20 protein-coding genes and 1 tRNA gene are annotated in these 21,392 nt (G+C 69.8%); 3 read left to right on the plus strand and 18 right to left on the minus strand.

Annotated features, from left to right (window positions below):
* From J1M64_RS09340 to J1M64_RS09365, 6 genes are all read right to left on the minus strand, one after another.
* A partial coding sequence (locus J1M64_RS09340; RefSeq protein ID WP_206473996.1) for a hypothetical protein occupies positions 1 to 824 on the minus strand: 824 nt, incomplete at its 3' end.
* Positions 817 to 1,419 (minus strand): signal peptidase I, encoded by a 603-nt coding sequence (locus J1M64_RS09345; RefSeq protein WP_206473997.1) that lies wholly within the window; start codon positions 1,417 to 1,419, stop codon positions 817 to 819. The genes J1M64_RS09345 and J1M64_RS09340, both read right to left, overlap by 8 nt.
* Positions 1,420 to 1,522: 103 nt before the next feature.
* Positions 1,523 to 2,182 carry a SipW-dependent-type signal peptide-containing protein gene (locus J1M64_RS09350; protein WP_206473998.1) on the minus strand — a complete coding sequence of 220 codons (660 nt, stop codon included), beginning with the start codon at positions 2,180 to 2,182 and terminating at the stop codon, positions 1,523 to 1,525.
* A gap of 519 nt (positions 2,183 to 2,701) precedes the next feature.
* The gene (locus tag J1M64_RS09355; protein ID WP_206473999.1) at positions 2,702 to 5,344 is read right to left on the minus strand and encodes an ATP-dependent DNA ligase; all 2,643 of its coding nucleotides are present in this window, start codon (positions 5,342 to 5,344) and stop codon (positions 2,702 to 2,704) included.
* A 114-nt stretch (positions 5,345 to 5,458) separates the two neighbouring features.
* The gene (locus tag J1M64_RS09360) at positions 5,459 to 5,722 is read right to left on the minus strand and encodes a hypothetical protein (protein ID WP_069389813.1); all 264 of its coding nucleotides are present in this window, start codon (positions 5,720 to 5,722) and stop codon (positions 5,459 to 5,461) included.
* 10 nt (positions 5,723 to 5,732) lie between these two features.
* Entirely contained in the window at positions 5,733 to 6,446 is a 714-nt protein-coding gene (locus J1M64_RS09365; RefSeq protein ID WP_206474000.1) for a RelA/SpoT domain-containing protein, read from the minus strand.
* A 76-nt stretch (positions 6,447 to 6,522) separates the two neighbouring features.
* On the opposite strand from J1M64_RS09365, the gene J1M64_RS09370 reads away from it, so the two are divergent.
* A tRNA-Lys gene (locus J1M64_RS09370) sits at positions 6,523 to 6,592 on the plus strand.
* 93 nt (positions 6,593 to 6,685) lie between these two features.
* Here J1M64_RS09370 and J1M64_RS09375 read toward each other — a convergent pair.
* The 3 genes from J1M64_RS09375 to J1M64_RS09385 all read right to left on the minus strand — a co-directional run bounded on the left by J1M64_RS09375 (position 6,686) and on the right by J1M64_RS09385 (position 9,265).
* A complete protein-coding gene (locus J1M64_RS09375) occupies positions 6,686 to 7,651 on the minus strand; it encodes an NADP-dependent oxidoreductase (RefSeq protein WP_206474001.1) in 966 nt (321 codons plus the stop codon).
* A 216-nt stretch (positions 7,652 to 7,867) separates the two neighbouring features.
* Positions 7,868 to 8,425 carry a hypothetical protein gene (locus J1M64_RS09380; RefSeq protein WP_241261372.1) on the minus strand — a complete coding sequence of 186 codons (558 nt, stop codon included), beginning with the start codon at positions 8,423 to 8,425 and terminating at the stop codon, positions 7,868 to 7,870.
* Positions 8,426 to 8,497: 72 nt separating this feature from the next.
* On the minus strand, positions 8,498 to 9,265 hold the full coding sequence (locus tag J1M64_RS09385; protein WP_241261373.1) for a sulfite exporter TauE/SafE family protein: 768 nt from the start codon (positions 9,263 to 9,265) through the stop codon (positions 8,498 to 8,500).
* A 72-nt stretch (positions 9,266 to 9,337) separates the two neighbouring features.
* On the opposite strand from J1M64_RS09385, the gene J1M64_RS09390 reads away from it, so the two are divergent.
* Positions 9,338 to 10,429, plus strand: coding sequence for a Ku protein (locus J1M64_RS09390; RefSeq protein ID WP_206474003.1), 1,092 nt, complete (start codon positions 9,338 to 9,340; stop codon positions 10,427 to 10,429).
* Positions 10,430 to 10,519: 90 nt separating this feature from the next.
* On the opposite strand, the gene J1M64_RS09395 is transcribed toward J1M64_RS09390, so the two are convergent.
* Together J1M64_RS09395 and J1M64_RS09400 are read right to left on the minus strand one after the other, a co-directional pair.
* Positions 10,520 to 11,707: a PD-(D/E)XK nuclease family protein gene (locus tag J1M64_RS09395; RefSeq protein ID WP_206474004.1), complete on the minus strand. Its 1,188-nt coding sequence runs from the start codon at positions 11,705 to 11,707 to the stop codon at positions 10,520 to 10,522.
* A 40-nt stretch (positions 11,708 to 11,747) separates the two neighbouring features.
* The gene (locus tag J1M64_RS09400; RefSeq protein ID WP_096906852.1) at positions 11,748 to 12,125 is read right to left on the minus strand and encodes a PH domain-containing protein; all 378 of its coding nucleotides are present in this window, start codon (positions 12,123 to 12,125) and stop codon (positions 11,748 to 11,750) included.
* Positions 12,126 to 12,257: 132 nt separating this feature from the next.
* On the opposite strand from J1M64_RS09400, the gene J1M64_RS09405 reads away from it, so the two are divergent.
* Entirely contained in the window at positions 12,258 to 13,553 is a 1,296-nt protein-coding gene (locus tag J1M64_RS09405) for an amidohydrolase (RefSeq protein ID WP_206474005.1), read from the plus strand.
* A gap of 241 nt (positions 13,554 to 13,794) precedes the next feature.
* Here J1M64_RS09405 and J1M64_RS09410 read toward each other — a convergent pair whose 3' ends face one another.
* The 7 genes from J1M64_RS09410 to J1M64_RS09440 all read right to left on the minus strand — a co-directional run bounded on the left by J1M64_RS09410 (position 13,795) and on the right by J1M64_RS09440 (position 21,332).
* Entirely contained in the window at positions 13,795 to 14,661 is an 867-nt protein-coding gene (locus J1M64_RS09410) for an alpha/beta fold hydrolase (protein ID WP_206474006.1), read from the minus strand.
* 70 nt (positions 14,662 to 14,731) lie between these two features.
* On the minus strand, positions 14,732 to 15,577 hold the full coding sequence (locus J1M64_RS09415) for a galactosyltransferase-related protein (protein WP_307872411.1): 846 nt from the start codon (positions 15,575 to 15,577) through the stop codon (positions 14,732 to 14,734).
* Positions 15,574 to 16,716 (minus strand): glycosyltransferase, encoded by a 1,143-nt coding sequence (locus J1M64_RS09420; RefSeq protein WP_206474007.1) that lies wholly within the window; start codon positions 16,714 to 16,716, stop codon positions 15,574 to 15,576. Before J1M64_RS09420 ends, J1M64_RS09415 begins: the two co-directional genes overlap by 4 nt.
* Positions 16,713 to 17,945, minus strand: a complete 1,233-nt coding sequence (locus J1M64_RS09425) for a glycosyltransferase (protein WP_206474008.1) — start codon at positions 17,943 to 17,945, stop codon at positions 16,713 to 16,715. The genes J1M64_RS09420 and J1M64_RS09425 overlap by 4 nt, the downstream gene beginning before the upstream one ends.
* A 104-nt stretch (positions 17,946 to 18,049) precedes the next feature.
* Positions 18,050 to 19,432, minus strand: coding sequence for a glycosyltransferase (locus J1M64_RS09430; protein WP_241261374.1), 1,383 nt, complete (start codon positions 19,430 to 19,432; stop codon positions 18,050 to 18,052).
* Positions 19,429 to 20,451 (minus strand): hypothetical protein, encoded by a 1,023-nt coding sequence (locus tag J1M64_RS09435; protein ID WP_307872412.1) that lies wholly within the window; start codon positions 20,449 to 20,451, stop codon positions 19,429 to 19,431. Before J1M64_RS09435 ends, J1M64_RS09430 begins: the two co-directional genes overlap by 4 nt.
* Positions 20,448 to 21,332, minus strand: a complete 885-nt coding sequence (locus J1M64_RS09440) for a WcbI family polysaccharide biosynthesis putative acetyltransferase (RefSeq protein WP_206474010.1) — start codon at positions 21,330 to 21,332, stop codon at positions 20,448 to 20,450. Before J1M64_RS09440 ends, J1M64_RS09435 begins: the two co-directional genes overlap by 4 nt.
* Positions 21,333 to 21,392 lie beyond the last annotated feature (60 nt).

A 21,392-nucleotide genomic window follows, 5' to 3' on the forward strand; every position in this document is an offset into this window, starting at 1 on the left:
GTGGTGGGGCGCTGGGGGTCAGCGGGGAGATCTCGGCCGAGACCGCATTCTGCCGAAGCGAGCGTTACGTGGAAGGTGAAGTCTGAGAAGTACACGTTGCTGGTCACGTAGAGACGCGCCTCGGCTTTCGCCCACCCTGGCCCCGCCGAACGGTGGTACTGCAGAGTGCCGGCTACTCCGGTAAGTAAGGTGACTCGGCTGGTAGCGGTGGTCTGCATGTTAGGCGGCGGAAGATAAAGCGGAGTGTCCCCGCGAAGTACTATCGGGCCACCCGCCGTCACACTGGCCACACCGTCTTTTCCGGGCTCGCACTGTGCAGTAGCGGTGATGGGTTTTTGGGTTTCCGATGTTTCGTAGGAGATGTACTGCCTGGAGCCGGATAGTCGTATGCGGCTTACTTCAGATGAAGCGAGGCTAGCGCCTGCCGACAGGGCGGCGTCGGGCGCACATTCTGCGGAATCACGCGCGCCGACACTGGCGCAGGACTTGCCAACCATCTCCAGCGGCAAAGCGTCAAAAATCCCGCTGTCGTCGTACGCCAACCGAGCTGAGGCGCTCCGGGTCGCCGGGTTCGCGACGGCGCGCGCCGGACCGATGGCGTCCGAGGTGATGGGGCGTTTGATCACACCGTTGCCCGAGATGGCCCGCGCGTAGCTCTTGATCCCGGCGGGGTCCGCGCCGAACACCGACTGACCATTGACCGTGTCCTGCCACGTCGCCTCGGTCGGACGCATGGTGGCGGCCCCGAGAGTCAGGGTCGCGAGCAGCGCCAGGACGCCGGCGAGTGCAAGGAGAATGCGCGGCTGCTTGATTGACTCACGCATGAGCGGGCCCCCCGTCGACCTCGTCCTCGTCCTCGTCCTCGTCCTTGGGCCAGAAGGCCCACAGCACTCCGAGCGCGGCCAGTCCGGTGATGCCGCCAAGCACCATGGGGTTGCTGAACCAGACGATGACGTTCGCGAGCTCGGGCACCGACCACAGCACCTTGCGGACCGTCTCGACTCGGTACATGCCGGGGTCGATGTTGGGGTTGGCGTCGCCCTTCATCTGCACGAGCGCCTCGCCGGGCGTCTGCGGGTGCACCTCCACCACCCGGTGGGTCACCGGGAGTTTGCCCTCTCCGCGGTCGACCGTGATGACGTCGCCCACGCGGATCTCGTCGGCGGAGATCTCTTTGACCACCGCCACGGCTCCGGTGGGGATGGTGGGGCTCATCGATCCGGTCTTGAACATGATCAGCGAGATGTTCATCGTGACCGCGGCGATCACGAGCCCCACTGCCACGACTCCGCCCGCCGCCAGGAGATTGGCGATGCCGCCGCCGATGTACGACCACACCGACCGTGTGCGCGGTGCCCGGTGGGAGGTGGCAGCTGAGGCCGGGCCTTCCGAGGGGGTCTGCACGGTCGGTGTGCTCATGGCGTTCTCCTGGTGAGGGCTGGGAGTCGAAGGGGGGAGGGGAGGGAGAAGGCGGGATGGGTGCGGCGGCGGGAGCGTCGCCCGCCACCGCGGTCACGAGTTATTACGCGACGGGGTCCTTGGAGGTGGCGGTGACCTCCCAGAGGATCGCGTCGGAGAGCTCGTCGCCGACCTCGAGGGGGGCGCCATCGGCGAGGGTGGCGGAGAAGCACACCCAGCGGTAACCCTCGGCGGCGATGTCGCCGGTCAGCATGTCCCCGGGCGCCGCGCCGATGGTGGCGGTCTGGGTGAAGGTGACGGAGCTGTCGCACGTCGGGGCGGTCGCGCTCGTTCCGACGTCGGCGACGCCGACGCTCACGTAGTCCGCGAGCGGGGAGACGTCGGAGTTGGTGCGGCTGAGCACGATGTCGGCTCCGAGGTTGCCCTCGGTCTCCTTGAGTCCGACCAGCTGGTAGACGGGCTCGTTGGGGATGAGCTTGTTGGCGCCCTGGGCGAACGTCATCGCGCCGGGGCCATCCGCGCCCTCGCCGTCGGAGGCGACGTGGGCGGCCCAGGAGGATCCACCGTCGAAGGAGCCGTCGATGTTGAAGGACGTGTTCTCGGTACCGAAGGTGCCCTCGCCCCACACGGTGTCCGACCAGGCGGCCAGGGTCACGGCGGCGCCGACGCCCAGCACGAGACCGGAGGCCATGACGGCGCGGACCTTCTTGCGGCGGTTCTGGTTCTTGGCGGCGGGCTGGGGGGTCTGGGGCGCGGTGCTCATCGGGGGGAGCCTTTCTGAGAGGGAGGGCCTGGCATCAACACACCTTGTTGATGCATCTCATTTATTATCGCTTACCTACCTGCGAGTAGCAAACTGAAAGTTGACATTTGTCTGTAACGTCACAATCCGCCCGATCGGCTGACAAACGCTCTGTACCAGGACATATGAGGTCTACTTCAGGTTTGAAGTGGGCAGAATACTGAACAGACCGGTCTGGACGACCGTCCTGGACGGTGTGTCCAGAAGAGAGACGCTCGGCGACCACGAGGTGGTCCGCCGCGCTATATCGAGCCCGTCACGGGGAGTTCTCATCAACCGGCCAGTGCCCGATGGCCGGGATCAGTGGGTGTGGGCGCGCATGCTGCCGGTCCCGCCGGGAGGGGTACGACGACGACGAGGGCCGGCCGCCTCCGCCAACCCACTCACTCGCTCGGTGCGCCGAACCGGCTGGCTTTGCCGTGGCGGGAGCGGACCCGCAGCTGCAGACGCTGACTGCTCCGCAGATCTGCCGCGGCTCTCCTATAGGTCCCCCGGCAGCTTGTCCCGCCGGATGTCGCGCCAGGAGGACTGGCGCATGTGACCGTCCTCGGTGAAGCCCTGGTGGCGGACCTCGACGACCAGCTTGGGCAGGACCCAGATGGCGTCGCGGCGGGCGTCGGCGGGCAGTTGCTCGACGAACGGGCTGGTCTTGCGAGTCAGCGGCTCGAGTTCTTCGAGCAGCGCGCGGGACTGCTTGTCGGAGAAGCCGGTGCCCACACGGCCGATGTAGGTGAGGCCCGTCTCGGCGGGTAGGCCGAGCAGCAGCGAGCCCAATGAGCCGGAGCGCCCGCCCTTGCCCGGCCGCCAGCCGCCCACCACGGCCTCGGTGGTGGTGAGCAGCTTCTCCTTGAGCCACGCCTTGGACCGCCGGCCCGACTCGTAGCGGGAGTCCCGACGCTTGGCGACGATGCCCTCCCAGCCGAACTCCTCCGCCTCGGCCAGCGCGCGGTCGCCGGGGCCGTCGAGCACCTCCGGTACGTGCACCCGATCCACCCCGGTCAGCGCCGGGGCCAGCAGATCCAGCACCTCGCGGCGCCGCTCCCACGCCTGCGTTCGCAGATCCACGCCGTCGACCTCCAGCACGTCAAAGACGAACAGCTCGACGGCGGGCAGCGACGAGTCCTGCCCCTCCGCCGCGGCCTGCTTGGCCAGTGACGCGAAGTCCGGGACGCCGTCGGAGCCCAGGATCACCAGTTCGGCGTCGATCACCGCGGGCCGCTCGAGCGCATCGGCCAGCCCGGGGAATCCGTAGGTCAGCCAGTCCATCGAGTTGCCGTTGCGGCTGACCAGGCGCGCCTGCCCGCCGGCTCCGCTGGTCGCAATGGTCACCCTGTAGCCGTCCCACTTGCCCTCGAACGCCCACTTGTCGTCGGGGAGCTTGGTCACCGTGGCGGCGGTGGGGATCATCGGCAGCGGGGGAGCGTCAGGCCGCTCGGCGCTGTCCGACTCGCGGGACGCCCCGCCGCCCGAGCCGCGCGACGAGCCGCCGGACGACGAGCCGCCCGAGCGCGCCCGCTTGTCGCCCTCGGGGTACGACGACTTCGGGTTGTCGCGCCCGCCGTAGAAGGAGTCCGGCGACTGGTCCTTCATGTACTGCACGATCCACTGGTTCTTCTCCGCGCTGGTGCGCACGAGCACGTAGCGGCCGGAGACCTTGTCGCCGTGCAGCCACACGATGATCTCGTCTTCGCGCCATTTCTCGCACTCGTACCAGCCGCGGTCCCAGATGGTCATGTGGCCGGCGCCGTATTCGCCCTTGGGGATGGTGCCCTCGAACGTCTCGTAGCCGAGCGGGTGGTCCTCGGTGCTGACGGCCAGCCGCCGGTCCTTGGGCTCGGTCGGCAGGTTCTTGGGCACGGCCCACGACGCCAGCACCCCGTGGTGCTCGAGCCGCAGGTCGAAGTGCAGTCGGCGGGCGTGGTGCTCCTGGATCACGAAGATCGGGCCGTCGACGTCGTCGCGGTCGGTCTCGACCTCGCCGTCGAACGGCTCCGGTGTCTTGCGACGGTCCCGCTTGCGTCGGTATTCGGCCAGGCTGGTGACCACCGCGTCCTCGCTGGCGGGCTCGGCGTCGCAGCCCTCCACCTCCGTAGAGTGAGTGTCGTCGGTGGAGTCTGTGTCGGCGGGCTCGGGGTCCTCGTCATCGGACGACGACGACGAGCTCTTCTTGCTGCCACCCGATTTCTTCGCCCGCGATGCCGAACCGGTGGAGGAGGTCGACTTCTTCTTGGTGGCCTTCTTCTGGGCTGAGCCTTCGAGCCCATCGAGGAGGTCGCCATCGGACTCCAGGCGCCCCAGGACCTCGTCCCAGTGCAGGTGCGCGAGTCCGCCGTCGCCGAGTTCCTCCCACGAGCGGGGAGCGGCGACCCACGGTTCGGCCCGCCCGCGCAGGGAGTACGGCGCGACGGTGGTCTTTGCGCCGCTGTTCTGGCTCCAGTCGACGAACACCTTGCCCTCGCGGATGGAGCGCTTCATGGTGGCGGTGACCAGGTCGGGGGTTTGCTTGGCGAGTGACTGCGCGATCTGCTTGGCCACCTTGGAGGCGCTGGCGGCGGTGACGGCCTTCTCCAGGCGGGCGTAGAGGTGGATCCCCTTGGACCCGGAGGTCACAGGGAAGGAGTCGAGTCCCGCCTCGGACAGAAGGTCGCGGACGCGGAGGGCCACCTTCGCCGTCGTATCCAGATCCACGTCCTCGCCCGGATCGAGGTCGATCACGATCCGTCGTGTCCGGCCCGGCTCGTCGTTCTCCAGGGTCCACTGCGGCACGTGCAGCTCGAGCGCGGCCTGCTGGGCGAACCACGCGAGCGCGGCGGGGGAGTCCAGCACCGGGTAGCGGACGGTGCGCGAGGAGTGCTCGATCGCGACGCGCGGCACCCAGTCGGGCGCGTGGGAGGGGAGGTTCTTCTCGAAGAAGGACTTGTCGTCGGTGCCGTCGGGCCAGCGCTTGCGCGTCACCGGCCGCCGTCCCGCGTACGTCATGAGCAGCGGGGCGACGGCCAGGAAGTACTCCAGCACATCGGCCTTGGTGGTGCCGGTGGCCTCGTAGAGCACCTTGTCGGGGTGGGTGAACCGGATAGTCCGCCCGTCGACCTCGACCGACTCCTTGCCGCCCTTGCTCGCCATGGGTCCACTCTGGCACTTAGGTCAGACATCGGCGACCGGCTGCGATTCGGTCCCCGGCGTGCGAGGCACTTCAAGAGTGTGCTGCGGACGAGGCAGGCTTGGAGCTGAGTGAGGTCAGTGGCTTGCAAGCAGTTCGGCGAACATCGCCTCGTCGGCGTCCTGGAAGTAGTGCCCGTGAGTTCGCTTCACCGTCTCGATGCTGTCGGCGCCAACCAAGACGACCTCGAACTTCACGACGTCGGTGTTATTGCGGTACTTCGCCTCTGCCGTCTCGTAAGCGGTGGCAGCGAGTGCCGTGTCCTCGAACGCTTCCTGCCGGATGAGTTTTCTGTCGTCGAGGCTGTAGACGAGCAGGAAGTGGACCAGCGACCGTGTCATCCTGACCTCCCTACTTCTTGTAGTAGCCCTCGTGGACCACGAGCTCGCGGGCTTCGCGAAAGGCCTCAAGGGTAGCTCGGTCCACTGTATGCCCCAATTCTTGCGCCTGCAGCTGCTTGGCTGCGAGCGCGAAGTACGTGACCATCGACATGGGCCCCACGCCATCTTTGAGCGTCAAACCGAATCTGGTGTCCGCTGTCTCGGTGGCGTTCGCCCACTCCTGTTGCAGGGGCGTCCTAAGTTGGATCTCGACGAACCTGGAATCGCGGACCACGATGATGTGGCGAGCCCAGTATCCGGTTGGCTGCGGCTTTGTGACGTAATCGCGGTCGCGATGGACCACCCAACGGTCTCCGATGCGCTCAACGAGCATACGGACCGCTGCCTGGTCCGGAAGAATGACCCGTACCCCAGCGATGTCCTCAAGCCGGTCCAAGCTGGTTCGCCCCTGAGGTGACTCCACGGAGCGGTGAAGCTTGCGAATGATCCGTTCGGACCGTTTGAGACGCTGCGTGATGACCGGGTCGAAACCGAGAGTGTTGACCATCGACGTCAGACCGTTGCGGACCTTCGCCATCGGCTCTTGGTGGGCGCGACGGAAGCACTTCACCACTTCGAATGCCTCGTCCAGCTCAGCCAGGTCGAACGAGGAGCCAGAATCGAATAAGGCGGAGCGCAGAACTTCGCCGCTTTTCCGTATCCGCGTCTTACTGGGGAGCTCCACACCTCGAGCTTAAGACGCAAGACCGACAGCCAGGCCAACCTGACGTGCCGCACATAGTTGGCTGCTACCGTCCTCCGCCCTATACCTGAGGTGGTAGAGGTACGGACTTTTAATCCGCAGGCCGTCGGTATCGCGGCTACTGGGCAGGCATCGCGCATGTGGATCCGTAGGTGGCGTTATGGGCGGGCGGCAGCCAGGGCCACCGGCGCGCCCCTCCCGGGGCGCCCCCGCCCCCACTATCACCGCGTGAAGTCAATCACCAACCGCCCCCGAGTCCCACCGGCTTCGAGCCGCTCGTGGGCGCGCCACGCATCCTCGGGCGCGTAGCTGTCCGCAACGCGCAGGGTCACGACGCCGTCTTCCGCCAACTGCCGCAGCTCGTCGAGCTTGCTCTGCTCTTCGGCCATATCGGCCACGCTCACGGCATGGACCTTGAGGTCACGGCTGCCGTCGCCCTGGTACCACCGCACCGTCGCGACTCCGCCGCCGGTCTTGACCGCGGGGAGCACGGCGGCGTCCTGCACGGCTCCGTCGAAGAGGCCGTCGACGCCGTCGGGGTAGAGCTCGAGGATGCGGTCGGCGACGCCGTCGCCGCGCCGCACGATCTGGTCGGCACCGAGCGACCGGACCAGCTCCTCGTCCGCCTCGGACGCATCGGCCACCACCGCCAGGCCGGCATGCTTGGCCAACTGCACCACGTAGCCACCGGTCGACCCGGCCGCGCCGGTGACCGCGAGCACCTCACCGGGCTTCAACCCCAGCAGGTCGAGAGCGCGCCGGGCGGTGAGGCCGTTCATCGGGAGCGTCGATGCGGCGACGTCGTCGGCATCGCGGGGCGCGGCGGCGATCGACTGTGCGGGCAGGACGATGTCCTCGCGATACGCACCGTGATCGTCGCGGGGGACCACGATCCCCATGACCCGGTCGCCGACCGACAGGGAGGTCTGCGCGTTCTCGCCGATCTCGACGAGGGTTCCCGCGATGTCCATGCCCGGGACGTCTGCAGCTCCACGCGGGGTTCCGGTCTTCGAACGGGAACCGTTGCGCGTGTAGGTGTCGGTGGGGTTGATGGTTGCGGCCGTGACGCGCACGCGAACGTCGGTCGGCCCGAGTTCCTGTGCGGGGACGTCGACGACCTGCAGGGCGTCGGGGCCCCCGTAGGTCGTCACTCCGACGGCGCGGACGGTGCTGGTTGAGACGGTCATTGTTCCTCTTTCCCGCGGGACCCGTGAGTCGGGACGGCTCCGCTGGATTGGTGGTACGAGTGACTGCTTCCCCGCCGAGTAACCACGTGCCCAACTAGAACATTCCGGCCGGGCCCCCCGTCCCTCGCCCGAGGAGGGGGAGAGCCCCGAAGGTGACGACGACGACGGCAACCCGTCGCCTCACCGCCGCCGAGACCCGCGTAACCGCCTGACGGGTCAGGCGTGACTACTAATCAGCTCGTCCATCGACCGCCCCGATTGCTTCGACCACAGGGTGAACGCCGCGCTGGTCATGGCCGCGGCCGCGTAGAGGGCGGACGCCAGCCCGTGTTCGCCGATCACGGTGCGCATGCCGGAGGTTGCGTCGCAGTCGAGCAGGACCGCATCGCACAGGCCTGCCATGCCGTCCGGGGCGTCGGGAAGCCGTGCGCTGTCGCGGACCGTGGCGATGACGGCGGCGGGCAGCTCCGGCGCCACCGACTGAGCGAGCTGCGCGAAGCGGGAGGCCACGGTCAGGGCGTCGGGGATCGGCGGGGGAGAGGCCTCGGCGGTCAACTCCAGGGCTTCGAGGAGCTCGCCGGCGGCAGAGGTGTCGCCCCGTTCGTGGGCGTAGAGAACGGCCCGGACCTGCTCGACGGCGGCCTTGTGGCGCTGCTGCGCGCGTTCCATGCCGGCCTGGAGGTCGGCGACGGTCGCGGTCTGTACGTCGACGCCCTCTCGGACCAGGAGCGGGGCGAATCGTTCGAACTGTGCGCGCTGTTCCGGGGATGCCATGGCCCCATTGTGTCTCCTCGGCGCGAACAGGCCCGCGGCGCGTCGGCCGTCACGGCGAGGTCGGCCCACCGTTCAGAGGACCCCGGCCAATCCCCCGATCCCTCGCCCGAGGAGGGTGAGAGCCCCGAGGGTGACGACGACGACGGCGACCCGTCGCCCCACCGTCGCGGACACTCGCTTGGCTACCACGCCGCCCAGGAGAATGCCGATCGGAACCATCGCCACGACGAGCCCGATCACGCCGATCGGCGGCAGTCCGGAGATCGGCGCGGCGCCGAGGCCGACCTTGGTGATGACGGAGGTCGCGCCCATGGTGAAGAAGATCGGCTGCAGGGTGGCGGCGAAGGACCGCTGGTTCCATCCGGTCGCCTGCGCGTAGACCAGCATCGCGGGCGCGGCCACGCCCACCGCGGTGTTGAGGAATCCTCCGGCCGTGCCAGCCACGGCAGCCGGCCACCGACCGCCCACCTGCGGGATGCGCACGAGAGCGGTGAAGACGAGGGTGCCCAGCAGGGCAGCACCGATCACCACCTCGAGCCAGCTGCGGTCGGCAGTGCCCACGAGGAGGGCGCCGGGCACGGACCCCACGACGATCAGCGGCGCGAGGCTCACGTACCGCCGCCAGTCGATGTCTCGCCATAGCGTGATCGCGATGAGAGCCGCGGAGACGGTGGTCGTGATGTTGGTCAGCAGCACCCCGGCGACGGGCCCGAGGAGCAGCGCCAACGTCGGCGAGACCACGAGCCCGACACCCATCCCGCTGACCCGCTGCAGGACCGTGCCCAGGATGACGGACGCCGCTGCGACAAACAGGAGGAGGGGACCGACGTCGGCGGGCATGGACCACAGCATTCCAGGTGCGCCTGCCTGCGACCGGCGGCGCCACACGCCCCGATATCGCATACTCATCCCATGCGATCCATCTGGAAGGGCGAGGTCTCCTTTGGTCTGGTGAACGTGCCGGTCAAGGTGTATTCGGCGACGGAGGACCATGATCTGCACGCGCGGCAGGTCGACAAGAAGGACGGCGTGCGCATCCGCTACAAGAAGGTGCGCGACGACAACGGCGAGGAGGTCGAGTTCTCCGACATCGCCAAGGCGTACGAGTCCGAGGACGGCGAGATGGTCATCCTCACCAAGGAGGACCTGGCGAGCCTGCCGGTGGAGCAGTCCCACGAGATCGAGGTCACCGAGTTCGTCCCGGCCGACCAGGTCGATCCGGTCGCCTTCGACAGTGCCTACTTCCTGGAGCCGGCGTCGCGCTCGAACCGGGCGTACGTGCTGATGCGCGAGGCGCTCGAGTCCACCGACCGGCTGGCGATCTGCACGTTCACGCTGCGCAACCGCACCCGCTTGTGCGCGCTGCGTGTGTACAAGGACATCCTCATGCTGCAGACGTTGCTGTGGCCGGATGAGATCCGCCCGGCGATCCTGGAGGGCCTGGACAAGGAGGCGAAGGTCCGGCCGCAGGAGGTCAAGATGGCGGCCTCGCTGATCGAGACAATGGCGGCGGATTTCGAGCCGGAGAAGTACGAGGACGACTACCAGATTCAGCTCAAGGAGCTCATCGAGGCTAAGGCGGCCGGGGGAGAGGCGTTTACCGTCGAGGAGCGTGAGGAAGCGTCCGACGACGACGGTGACGACGAGGTCGCCGACCTGCTGGCCGCCCTGCGGGCGAGTGTGAAGGACCGCGGCGGCGACGCCGACGCCAGCGACGACGAAGACGACGACGAGGACTCCGGCTCCGGGACGAAGTCGTCGGCCACGAAAAGCACCAAGAGCTCGGCGAAGAAGACCCCGGCCAAGAAGACCGCGGCGAAGAAGGCTCCTGCCAAGAAGGCAGCGGCAAAGAAGTCTACTGCCAGGAAGACCGGCTCGAGCTCGTCGAAGAGCTCTGGCTCGAACAGTAGCGGCTCAAAGTCGACAACTGCGAAGTCCACCGCCAAGAAGACGCCCGCCAAGAAGTCGGCTGCCCGCAAGACGCCGGCCAAGAAGTCCGCCTGAGTCGGCGCGCAGCGACCGCCTCAGTGCGGCCTTCGTGTCGATGGACCTCGACGCCTCGTGGGAAGCAGACCGAAGCCCGTGCTGGGGCCGTTAGCGAGGAGTAGTTGCCAGCCTCGTGTGAGCCTCCGCAATGGCAGGTCCGACGGTTTCCCAAAGCTCTAACAGATGCCTGACGCAGTCCCGGGCGTACTCGTCGAGGTCAGTTATCGATTTTTCGGGTGCCAAAGAAGCTCGCCAGATCCACCACCGGTTGAGTTCGAGCGCCATGCCTCGAGAAGTAGCCGTTGCCTGAGTGGCCAGCTGCACCTCGTGTCGGCACTTGGCTCCGGCGTCAGGATGACTGCAGATGATCAACTGTGGCCATTCGAACTTCAGCCCCGGGCGAAGCAGGTCGCTCGGGCGCCACTGGAGTTCTAGGAACCCTCCGATAGACCCGTCAGGACCCGGCACCTTCAACTGCATAAGGGGGATGCTGCTCTCCAATGACTCCCAGACACTGAATCGCTCGGAAGGACGCACTTGAACTGGCTCAAGATACTTGCGCAATGACGCGGATAGCTGGTGAACCGCCTGACCATGCAAGTCAGACCATTCCAGAATCTGCTCCCGATGATTCAAGTAGAACTCCAACTTGGAGTCGTCCACTGTCTCTGGCCCTCCTCCGCTCATCTCGAGCGTTTCGATAAGGTCTCGAGCCCCCGGGGCGATGGTCTCCGGACCGATGCGATCCATGAGAACCCGGCCAATTGCCCCCAGGTCCTCCCACCGCAGCGTTGCCCACTGGTCGACACTATCCACGGCTGTGACCGGGACGCCTCCGTCCGAGGTCAAGAAGACCAACGATGGGCCCTGGGCGCTCCACCCCTCGGCAAGTCGGTCTGCTTGTCTTGCGCCCTCCGGGGCCGAGATTTTCGCTTCGATCAACACCGTCGCCGCTGCAGTCCGCACAACAATGTCCGCGCGGGTATTACCGCGAGTTTCCTCTGTGGTGACGGAGGCATGCTCCGCGCCCTCGACTGACACGGCGAGCAACTCGAGAAAAGCAGAGAGATACTCGGAGCCCAGCCCATGCCAACCGTCTGGCGTCAACAGCCACGCCAATCCACGGCACATGTAGACCTCGCGATGATGTAGCCCGAGTTCGCGCATCAGGGTCCGATGACCTGAGCGCCACGTCCGGTCATTCTTTTGCTGGTGGGTCAGCTCGGCCATCCGTCTGAACGCTGTTTCCCATTCGTCGTCCACGTCCGCCCTGTTGCCTTTGATCTTGCGATTCACTGGCTGCCTGACTTGGCCCCGCGAGCGAGAGCGATAGCCGTCACCCGTTCAGGACGACATGCGCGATGAGGTGGTCGAGCTTTCGGATGTCGACTCCCCGGTTCAGGTTGATCTTGATGTGGCCGGCCCGTGTCCACAGTTCGAGCTCGGAGTTGAAGTCGAGCATCCTCCCCGCGTTCTCGGACGACCACATGTTGATCGCGTTGTACGGCAGGGAGTAGATCTCGACCTTCTTGCCTGTCAGTCCCTGCGCGTCCCGCACGATGAGGCGCTTGGTGGTGAAGATCGCCGAGTCGCGGAATGTCTTGTACGCGGCGATCGGCTGCTCACCCTGAACGAGCAGAGGCCCGATATCTTCTGGAATCGGGCATTCTGCCACGAAAGTCCAGGCGGCGATATTGGCGACAGCAGAAGTCAAGATAGGTCCGATCTATTCAAGTTAGCGTCGTGCACAGTCATTGGATCTGCTCGCGATAGTAGTCACCGAACAGGGGCGCTCGAGACGCATTTCGGAGGACTCGACCGAGAGAAGTGGAGGAAGGTGGAAGTCATGCCAACCATCGCAAGTCCCGCCACCCTCGAGTCCGCCGTCTCGACCCACCTTCCGTGGCTTCGCGACCTCTACCGCCACTTCCACCGCCACCCGGAGCTCAGCATGGCCGAGCACGCGACGGCGGACCGGATCGAGCAGGAGCTCACCGCGCTGGGCCTGGAGTCCCAGCGCATCGGTGGGACGGGCGTCGTCGCGGTCATCAGCAACCCGGGCCCCGCCGGCACGAGACCCGCCGCCGCCGACGCCCCTCCTGCCGAAGGCCCCACCGTCCTCGCACGCGCCGACATCGACGCACTGCCGATCCAGGAGGAAACGGGCCTGGAGTACGCCTCCCAGACGCCAGGCGTAATGCACGCGTGCGGCCACGATGCGCACGCGGCGGCACTTCTGGGAGCCACCCGCATCCTGGCCGAGCACCGAGACGCTTGGTCGGGCACCTACATCGCGGTGTTCCAGCCGGGGGAGGAGACGGCCGACGGCGCCCGGGCGATGATCGATGGCGGCCTGCTCGAGCGGGTCCCGCGGCCGGACGTGGCGCTGAGTCAGCACGTCATGCCTGCGGCGGCCGGCACGATCGGTACGGTGACGGGCCCGGTGCTCTCGGCTGGCGACTCGCTCAAGATCACCATCCACGGACGGGGCGCTCACGGCTCGATGCCGCACACGGCGGTTGACCCGGTTGTCCTGGCATCGTCGATTGTCCTGCGCTTGCAGACCGTCGTCTCGCGTGAGGTGGAACCGGGGACGTTCGCGGTGCTCACGGTCGGCTCGCTCATGGCGGGTGCCAAGGCCAACATCATCTCGGCCTCGGCGGAATTGCTGCTCAACATCCGCACCTACGATCTAACGGTGCGCGAGCAGGTCATCGCGGCGATCGAGCGGATCGTCCGCGCCGAATGCGCGGGTGCCGGAGCCCCGGCCGACCCGGAGTTCCACTACTACGATCAGTACCCGCTCACCAGCAATGATCCGGCGGTCACGGACACGGTCACCGAGGCGTTCGTCGACCACTTCGGGCCGCAGGCGGTGTACGAGGCCAGCCGGGTCACGGCGTCGGAGGACTTTTCGCTGATCCCGGACGCGTTCGGGGTGCCGTACACGTATTGGACCGTCGGCTCGGTCGATCCCGCCCGCTACCGGGATGCGGTCTCGCGCGGCGCGGTGAGTCAGGAGATCCCGGCCAACCATTCGCCGCACTTCGCGCCATTGGAGGAGCCGACGCTGCTTACCGCGACGCGCGCCCAGGTGGTGGCGGCGCTGGCCTACCTGGGCGCCGAGGGCCGGGTTGATTAGCGAGCGACGACGACGACAAAGTCGCTTTCGCCCCACGCCCCGCGGTCACCACGGTGGCGGAACCGGCTGAAGTGGGCCGACAACGGCATCGCTGTGCCTTTAGCGATCGCGGTCAAGGCGTGAGCGCTGAGGAGCATCCGCTGCATCACTACTTCCGGCGGGCGAAGGCCGATCAGCTGCTGTTCGGGGACGAGTACGCGTACGTCCAGGCGGTCGGGGAGTCGCTCACTGCGCGGTGACGTCAGCTCCACTTCTCCACGAATGCCAGGGTCGCGGTGTTGGCGGTGTCGGGATCCGAGGCCGTGAGGAAGTGCTGGCCGTCGTCGACGATCTGCAGTTCGGCGGAGGGGGAGGTGGTGAAGCGCGTGATGCCGTCCTCGGCGTTGGCCACCGAGTACACCTGATCGGCGGTGCCCTGGAGCCACAGCACCGGGCAGGTGACGCCGTCGAGCCGGGCCTCGAGGCCGTCGCGGTCGCGGAGGTTGATGGAGGCTGTGCGCAGGCGGTGCCGGCCGTCGTCGCCGCGATAGTTGGTGCGGTAGGTGTCGAGCCAGAACTGCTTCTCCGCGTCGGAGACGTTCTCGCCGAGGCCGGCGGCGAGGACGCCCAGGACGAAGTCGTCGTCGACCACCCAGTCATCGCCGACGGGGGCCGCGAGCGCGTCGATCGCCGGGCTGCAGAAGTCGGAGCCGTCCCAGCAGCCGCGTTCCATGCTGGCCTGGCTCTCATAGTCCATCGAGGTCCCGACCACCACGATGCCTCGGATCGCGTCGGGGTCGAGCAGCGCCATCCGGGTGACGATCCACCCGCCCTGCGAGGTTCCCAGGGCGAATGCGGTATCAATGCCCAACGCGTCGAGCACCTGCAGATTGGCGATCGCGCTGTCCCAGTAGGTGAAGTGCCGGTACCGCGAGCGGGTGGCGCCGTGCCCGTACGGTTCGATCGCCAGCAGGTTCATCCGCGAACTGAGCGTGTCGTCGGCGAACTGCGGACGGTACAGCTCAACCGAGGTGGTGAACGAGTTGGACATCACCAGGGTGGGCAGGGAGACCCCGACCGGGCCCCGCCGCCGACCGCCCGACCGCCCGTCGAGCAGAGGAATTCGCACACCCGCTTCTCGGGCGATACGCGCGAGATCCTCTTCTCGGCGCGCGTGGTGCTGTGGGGAGGGGTGCGACTCAGCGCTCGACGGCGCCAGCGGCCTCCCAGCCGTCGCCGCGGCGACGCACCAGTCCCATCTGCTCGAACTTCTCGAACCAGCCCGGGGCCGGCCAGTCACCCCAGCGCTCGGCGTAGTGGGCGCCGTTGCGCAACAGGTCGGCGAGGTGGTCGACCGGCGGATCGGCGACCGGGTGCCACCGGTGGTAGGCATGGGCGCCGGCCACGAGCAGCACCGGCACGCGGCGGTACAGCACCCTGCGCCCGAAGTCGGTGTCCTCTGCGCCGTAACCGGTGAAGGCCTCGTCGAACCCGCCGAAGTCCGCGCGTAGGCGCGCCCACAGCGCCGGGCGCAGAGCGAACGACAGGGACCAGAACATCCCGAACTCGTCCGGCTCCAGCGCGCGGGTGCCCCGGGCCGGGAACGGGCGTGCCGGGTGCGGGTCGGTGAAGGCCGGCAACTCGGCGGGGTCGGGGGCACCGGCGGACTCGGGCAGGTAGGTGACCGGGCCCAGGCCCACGGCGCCGTCGGGCAGTTCGGAGTAGTACCACCCCAGGTCGGGGCCCGGCATGCAGTCGACATCGAGGAAGACGATCAGCTTCGCGCCCAGCTCGGCCGCTCTGTCGCCGCCGAGATTGCGGCTCCGGGCGACGGGCAGGTCGGGGCCGGCCTCCAGCTCCACGACCTCGACGCCGTCAGCGGCGAGTTCCTCGGCGAGGTCGGCACTGCCCGGCCGCTCGGGCAGGACCACGACGTGCCGGGCGCCGGGCAGGTGCTGGGCCATCGCCCGACGTTGTGAGCGGAGGTGCTCGGCGCGACCGGGCGTGCAGACGGTCACCACCGCGATCGACGCTGCGGCGGTCACAGCGTGGCCTCCGCCGCGTGACGGGCCCCCTGGCCCGCACCGTGGCCTGCCGCGTGACGGGCCCCCTGGCCCGCCGCGTGACGGGCCCCGTGACCGGCCCCCTGGCCCTCCGGCTCGTGACCCGCGGCGACGGCGGTGAGCACGCCGGCCAGGCGTGCGGCCGCACCGTCGACCTCCCACGCCTCCCGCAGGCCCGACCCGGCACCCGGGGTCGAGCGGGCGCGCTCGAGCGTGCGCCGGATCGAGTCGACCAGCTGCTCGACCGGGTCGTCGCGGCCCACGACCTCCGCCAGCCCCAGCGTCCGGAGGGTGTCGGCGGTGGCGTCCTGCTCGCCGAAGGGGCGCTCCTCGGGAGTCACGACGACGTGGGCGTCGGCGGCGGCGAGGTCGGCGATCGAACTCTGCCCGGCGGCGGTGATCACCACGTCGGCCCGGCACAACTCGTCCCACGGGTCGGCCACCCAGCGTCCGCCCGGCCCGCCGAGCGAGATCCACTCGACGTCGCCGAGTAGCCCGGGAACGGCGTCCCAGCGGGCGTCGTGGCCGGCGCCACCGGAGCCCCGCAGATGCAGGACCCTCGGTCGGCCACCGCCCCGGGCGCCCGGGTCGGGAGCGCGGTCGGCGAAGCGCGAGACCCCGCCGACGGGCACCAGCGGGCGGTCCGCCCCTGCGGGGGCCGGCGCACCGGCGACGCGCGGCCACCCGGCGACCAGGGCCGAACACACCCCGTGCGCGAGGACGTGCGGGGCGTCGTCGCGGCGGCCCGGCAGCACGGTGGTGACCACGGGCGTCCCGGTCAACCGCGCGGCCAGGGTCACCTCGACGGAGATGTCGCTCCAGAACACGTCCGGCGCGGTCCGGTTGATCCACCCGGCGATCATCGCCATGCGCTGACGGAGCCCGGTCTGCCCCAGCGGCACCCAGTGCAGCCTGCCTCCGGCGGTCGGGTCCGCCACCGGCCCGGCCTCGTCGTAATCCAGTGGAAGCGGGAGGACCCGGATCCGCCCGGGGTCGGGATTGGCGTCGTCGCGGATGCGCGCGGAGGTGAGGACGGTGACCTCGTCGTCCAGGTCGGCGGCGACCGAGAGCGCCCGCTGCACGTGACCGTTGCCCTGGTGGTGGGCGTAGATCCCGATCACGACGCGGCGCCCACCAGCAGCCCGCGCAGGCGGGCCTCGAGCAGGTCGATGCGGGCGTCGTGGGAGAACGCGGCGGCGGCCGCGCGGGCGGTCGCGGCGCGGTCCAGCGTCAACGCGGCGGGGATGCCGGCCGCGAGGGCGGACGCGGGGTCACGGCCCGGTTCGACCAGCACCACGCCGGGTTGGCCGCTGAGGATCTCCCGGATGCCGCCACGCGCCAGGGCCACGACCGGGGTACCGCAGGCCAGCGCCTCGACGGCGGTGAGCCCGAACGGTTCCTCCCAGCACGGGGTCACCAGTGCGACCGCGGCCGAGGCGACGAGCGGGACGAGCGCGTCCCGACCGAGCGGACCGTGGTAGCGCACGCTGTCGCCGGCGTCGCGCAACCGGGGCGCGAGCACCCTCTCCATGTACCGGTCGTCGCCGACCCGGCCGGCCAGGTCGAGCCGGAGCCCGGTGCGCCGGGCCGCCTCGACCGCCAGGTGCGGGCCCTTCTCCGGAACGATCCGGCCGGTCCACACGGCGCGGGGACGGTCGGTGGGCCGGAGGCCGACCCGGGAGGTGCGCCCGGCGACCGGTCGGGCCGCAGCGGCGGTAGCGGCGGTACCGGCGGTACCGGCGGTACCGGCGGCGGCGGGCCGGAAGGCGGAACGGGCGGCAGTCCGCCCGCCGGCGCCTGCCCGGGGGCGCCAGATCTGCAGGTCGACCCCGTTGGGCAGCACCTCGGCACCGTGGGGCACCCGCCAGGACCCCAGGACGGAGTGACTCACGGCGAGCACCCTGCCGGTCGCCGACCCCAGCCGGTCGAACGCCTCCTGCATGGGCGCCAGCTGCGGGCAGTGCAGGGTCGTGATCATGGGCGTGGCCATCTCGGCCGCGCGGACGAGCGGGACGTGCGACAGGCTGTGGTTGAGCACCACGTCGAACCCGGACACCGCCACGTGGTCCATGAGTCGCTCGAACTCCGCGGCGTCGGCCTCGTACCCGCCGGGCGGGTAGTAGCTGTCGCCGCGTCCGGTGGCGGCGGCCAGGGTGGTGAACTCGTGGCGCCGGTCGTGACCCTCACTGCCGGCGGCGGCGTAGAGCGTGACGCGGTGTCCCCGTGCACGCAGGGCCCGCACCTCCTTGGCCACCACGACCTCGAGCCCACCGGCGTACGGCTCCCGGATAGGGAACCGCGACGGGCCGATCACCGCGATGTCGAGTAGATCCTCGTTGCGGGCGTCCACGGGCCCCCTCTCGTCTCGTCGCCCCCGGCGGGTGCGGAGGATGTCGGAACCTCTGATAGTGGCCCCCCGGGGGGCCCTCCGCCACCGCTGGCCACCCCCGGCACTCACCAGCCGCCGAGCACCCTCTCGAGCCGCACCCCCGCGCCGTCGTCGTCGATGCCCCGGACGCCGGCGTGCGACGCCGTAACCGCGGTCGGCTCGGGTGGCTGCTCGCCCCAGTGGAGTTCGCGTGCGAGCGCCCGCGAGCTGCGGACCTCCGCGAGGCTGTAGCCCTCGTCGTCGTCCAGGGTCACGCTCCCCACGGGTGGGCACAGCGCGCGCAGGCGCCGCGGGTCGAGCGCCCCCGGCGCACAGGGACGGAGGATGTCGACGAGGACGGGGGGACGACGACGAGGGCCCGCGCCCGGCGTCCCGGGCCGCCACCACCGACCGCGCGTCCCGAGGGTCACCCGGGGGTCATCGGCGAAGAGTCGGGCGACCACGGCGGCGTCGGGTGTGGCGGGGTCGACGGTCACGGCCACGTCGCCCCAGGCGAGCAGGGAGAGGCAGGTCGCGGCGGTGGAGCCGGTCCCGGCGAACTCGGGGCTGCCGGCGTGGACGTGGACCGCGACCGACGGCAGGGCGAAGATCCCGGCGGCCGGCCGGGTGAGCGGCGAGGCGATGAGGCCGGCCAGGAGGGCGGACTCGGCGTTCTTCTGGGCGAGTTTGCGCGCGAGTCGGTCGGACTCGTCGCGGTGATCGTCCGCGTGACCGCCGTCGGTGTGGTCGGCGTCGGCGCGGCCGGCCCAGTCGGGGCCGTCGTGCCAGGCCACCGCGTCGGGGAGGTAACGCAGGCGGCCGCCGGCCTGTTCACAGCGCCACGCCAGGTCCCAGTCCTCGCCGCCGTAGCCGACGATGTCCGGGTCGAACCCGCCGGCGAGGTCGTAGAGGCGGCGGTGCAGGCCGCACGCCGCGGACAACACCCCCCGCCACAGATCCTCGCCGCGGGTGAGGTCCGCCGTGTTCGCGTAGAACGCCGCAGGCCAGGCGGGGTCGGGGAGGATCTCGGCCGGTTCGACGGTCGGCTCGTCCCCGGTCCGGGTGACGGCGAACCGGCCGTACCGCCGGCGGCCCACTGCGAGCAGGTCCGGGTGGCCGTCCAGCGCGGCGCACATCGTCGCCACGAAGTCGGGCCCCGGGACGGTGTCGCCGTCGAGGAACAGCAGGAGGTCGCCGTCGCCCGCGCAGGCGCCGAGGTGGCGCGCTGCCGAGGCGCGGAAGCCGCGATCATCCTGGCGCACGACGGTGACCTCGGGCGGGACCACCGGCGCGGTGCGAGAGCCGTCGTCGGAGACGATGACGCGAACGGTTCGTCGGGGGTCGCTCTGGTGGCGCAGCGACGTGAGGATCCGGTCGAGCATCGGCTGGTCCTCGTAGAACGGGATCACCACGTCGACACTCTTGGGGACGTCACTGCTCGGGACGTCACTGTTCGGGGTGCCTGTCATGCGAGCCATCCCTCCCACGCTCGGCGGTACGCCCGGCCGAGGTCGGCCATCCCCGACGGCGCCGCCTCGCGACGGGTGGGGGACGGGTCGTCGAGGAGTCGTCGCAGGTCGCCGACGAGATCCGCCCCGTCGGTGATCAGCAGGGACCCGGGATGGCGGCGCTCCATCTCGCGGGTGTAGTCCGAGTCGTAGACCAGGGGGCGTCGCCCGGCCGCGGCCCACGTGTTGAGTGACCCCGACGCCGACACGTTCCGGAACAGGGCGACGGGCACGGTGACCTCGCCGAGGACGCGGGAGAGGTCGTCGTCGTCGACCCGACCCGTCACCTCCGCGCCGCCACCAGCGGCCCGGACGGTCTCCAGCGCGGCGTGGACATAGTCGTCGTGCCCCTCGGCGGACGTCCCCAACAGCCGTAGTGACACGGCCTCGTCACCGGCGTCGGCGAGCGCGGCGACGGCGTCGGCCACCACATCGACGGCCTTGCCCGGGTGCAGGAATCCGAACACGCCCACCGACCGGGCGTCGGGGGTCAGGTCGGCGGGCGGCGCCAGGTCGGGGACGGGCAGCGGGATGACGGCGTCGACGGCGATGTCGGCCGCCGCGCAGAGGTGGCGCTCGTGCTCGGAGCTCACCACGACGAGCCCCGCCGCGCCCGCGATGCGCTGGTAGGCCCGCGTGCGCCGCCGACACCGCTCGGCGCCCTCCGCAGGCTGGGGGACGTCGTGCAGGGTGACCCCGATGCGGCGGCGGCGCGCCAGATCCTCCACGGTCATCGCGGCGTCGTCAGCGGTGGCACCGAAGAGGGAATCGGTGACGTGCAGGTGGACCGACACACCGGGTCGGCCGTCGAGTACCTCGCGTACCCCGGCGACGTCGGCGACCTCGAGCACTCCCGTCCCGGCCGCGCGGGCGCACTCCACCGCGAACCGGGTCACCCCGTGTTCGGGCGGCCCCAGGGCGAGTGTGAGCGGGGCGATCGTCAGCGGCGCGTGCTGCTCGCCGGCCCCCGCACCGCTCACCTCAGCCCCAGCATCTCGATGCGGGCGGCGTGCCGACGCAGGCCTTCCTCCACCACTCCGGGCGTGGCCGCGTACCAGTCGAGGTGGGCGTCGATGATCTCGCGGCTGGGCACCGGGACTCCGTCGACCAGCCACTCGCCCGAGCGGGCGCCCCCGGCGACATCACCCGTCTCCACGCCGAGCGCCCGTGCGACGGTCGACTCCACCGGCGCGCGCGTGCCGCCGAGGGGCTCGCGGTCGCCGATACGGGGCGGGTCGGTGAGGATGCCTCCGGGCAGGCGCTCGATGATGCGGTCGAACACCGTGGCCAGCGTGTGCCGGTCGGGGTGGTTGATGGTGTGCCAGCGCGGGGCACCCTCGAGGAGGTCCGAGGCGACCAGCGTCCCGTGGGCCTGCTCGCGCACGCGCAGCGCCTCCACCGACTCGGCGGCCGCGGCCCGCGCCTGCTCCGGGGTCGGAGCGGCGTCGAGAACGCTCCGGTCACCGGTCGCGGCGGCGACGATCGCCCGCAGGTCGTGGTACGGCGCGATCGGCGGGACCAGGGAGCGGTCGTGGGGTGGGCGGACCAGCACCTGGTATGGATGCAGTCCGGCGTACCGCAGGACGGGGGTCAGCACGACCGTGGCCGAGGCCGGCAAGCGCGCGGCGAGCTGGCGGTGTCCGAGCGGGAGGTCGCGGTAGTCGTCGCGAACGGGTTGGACGATCAGCACGTCCGTGCGGGCGAGGTCCGCCTCCAGGCCGGGCAGGTCGTCGGCCGTCATCTCGTACACCGGCCGCACGTCCACCACCCGGACCTCCGCGGAGGTCCGGAGCAGGTCGCGGTAGACGTCCGCCTGGCAGTTGCCGATCACCATGACGGTCGGGAGGTCGGGGGTGCTCACCGGGCCGAGCGTATGCAGGGGCCCAGGTGGCGGCAACCGGCGGGCGTGGCACGGTGGCGG

This window comes from Dietzia sp. KRD202 (assembly GCF_017168155.1).
Classification (GTDB): Bacteria; Actinomycetota; Actinomycetes; order Mycobacteriales; family Mycobacteriaceae; genus Dietzia; species Dietzia kunjamensis.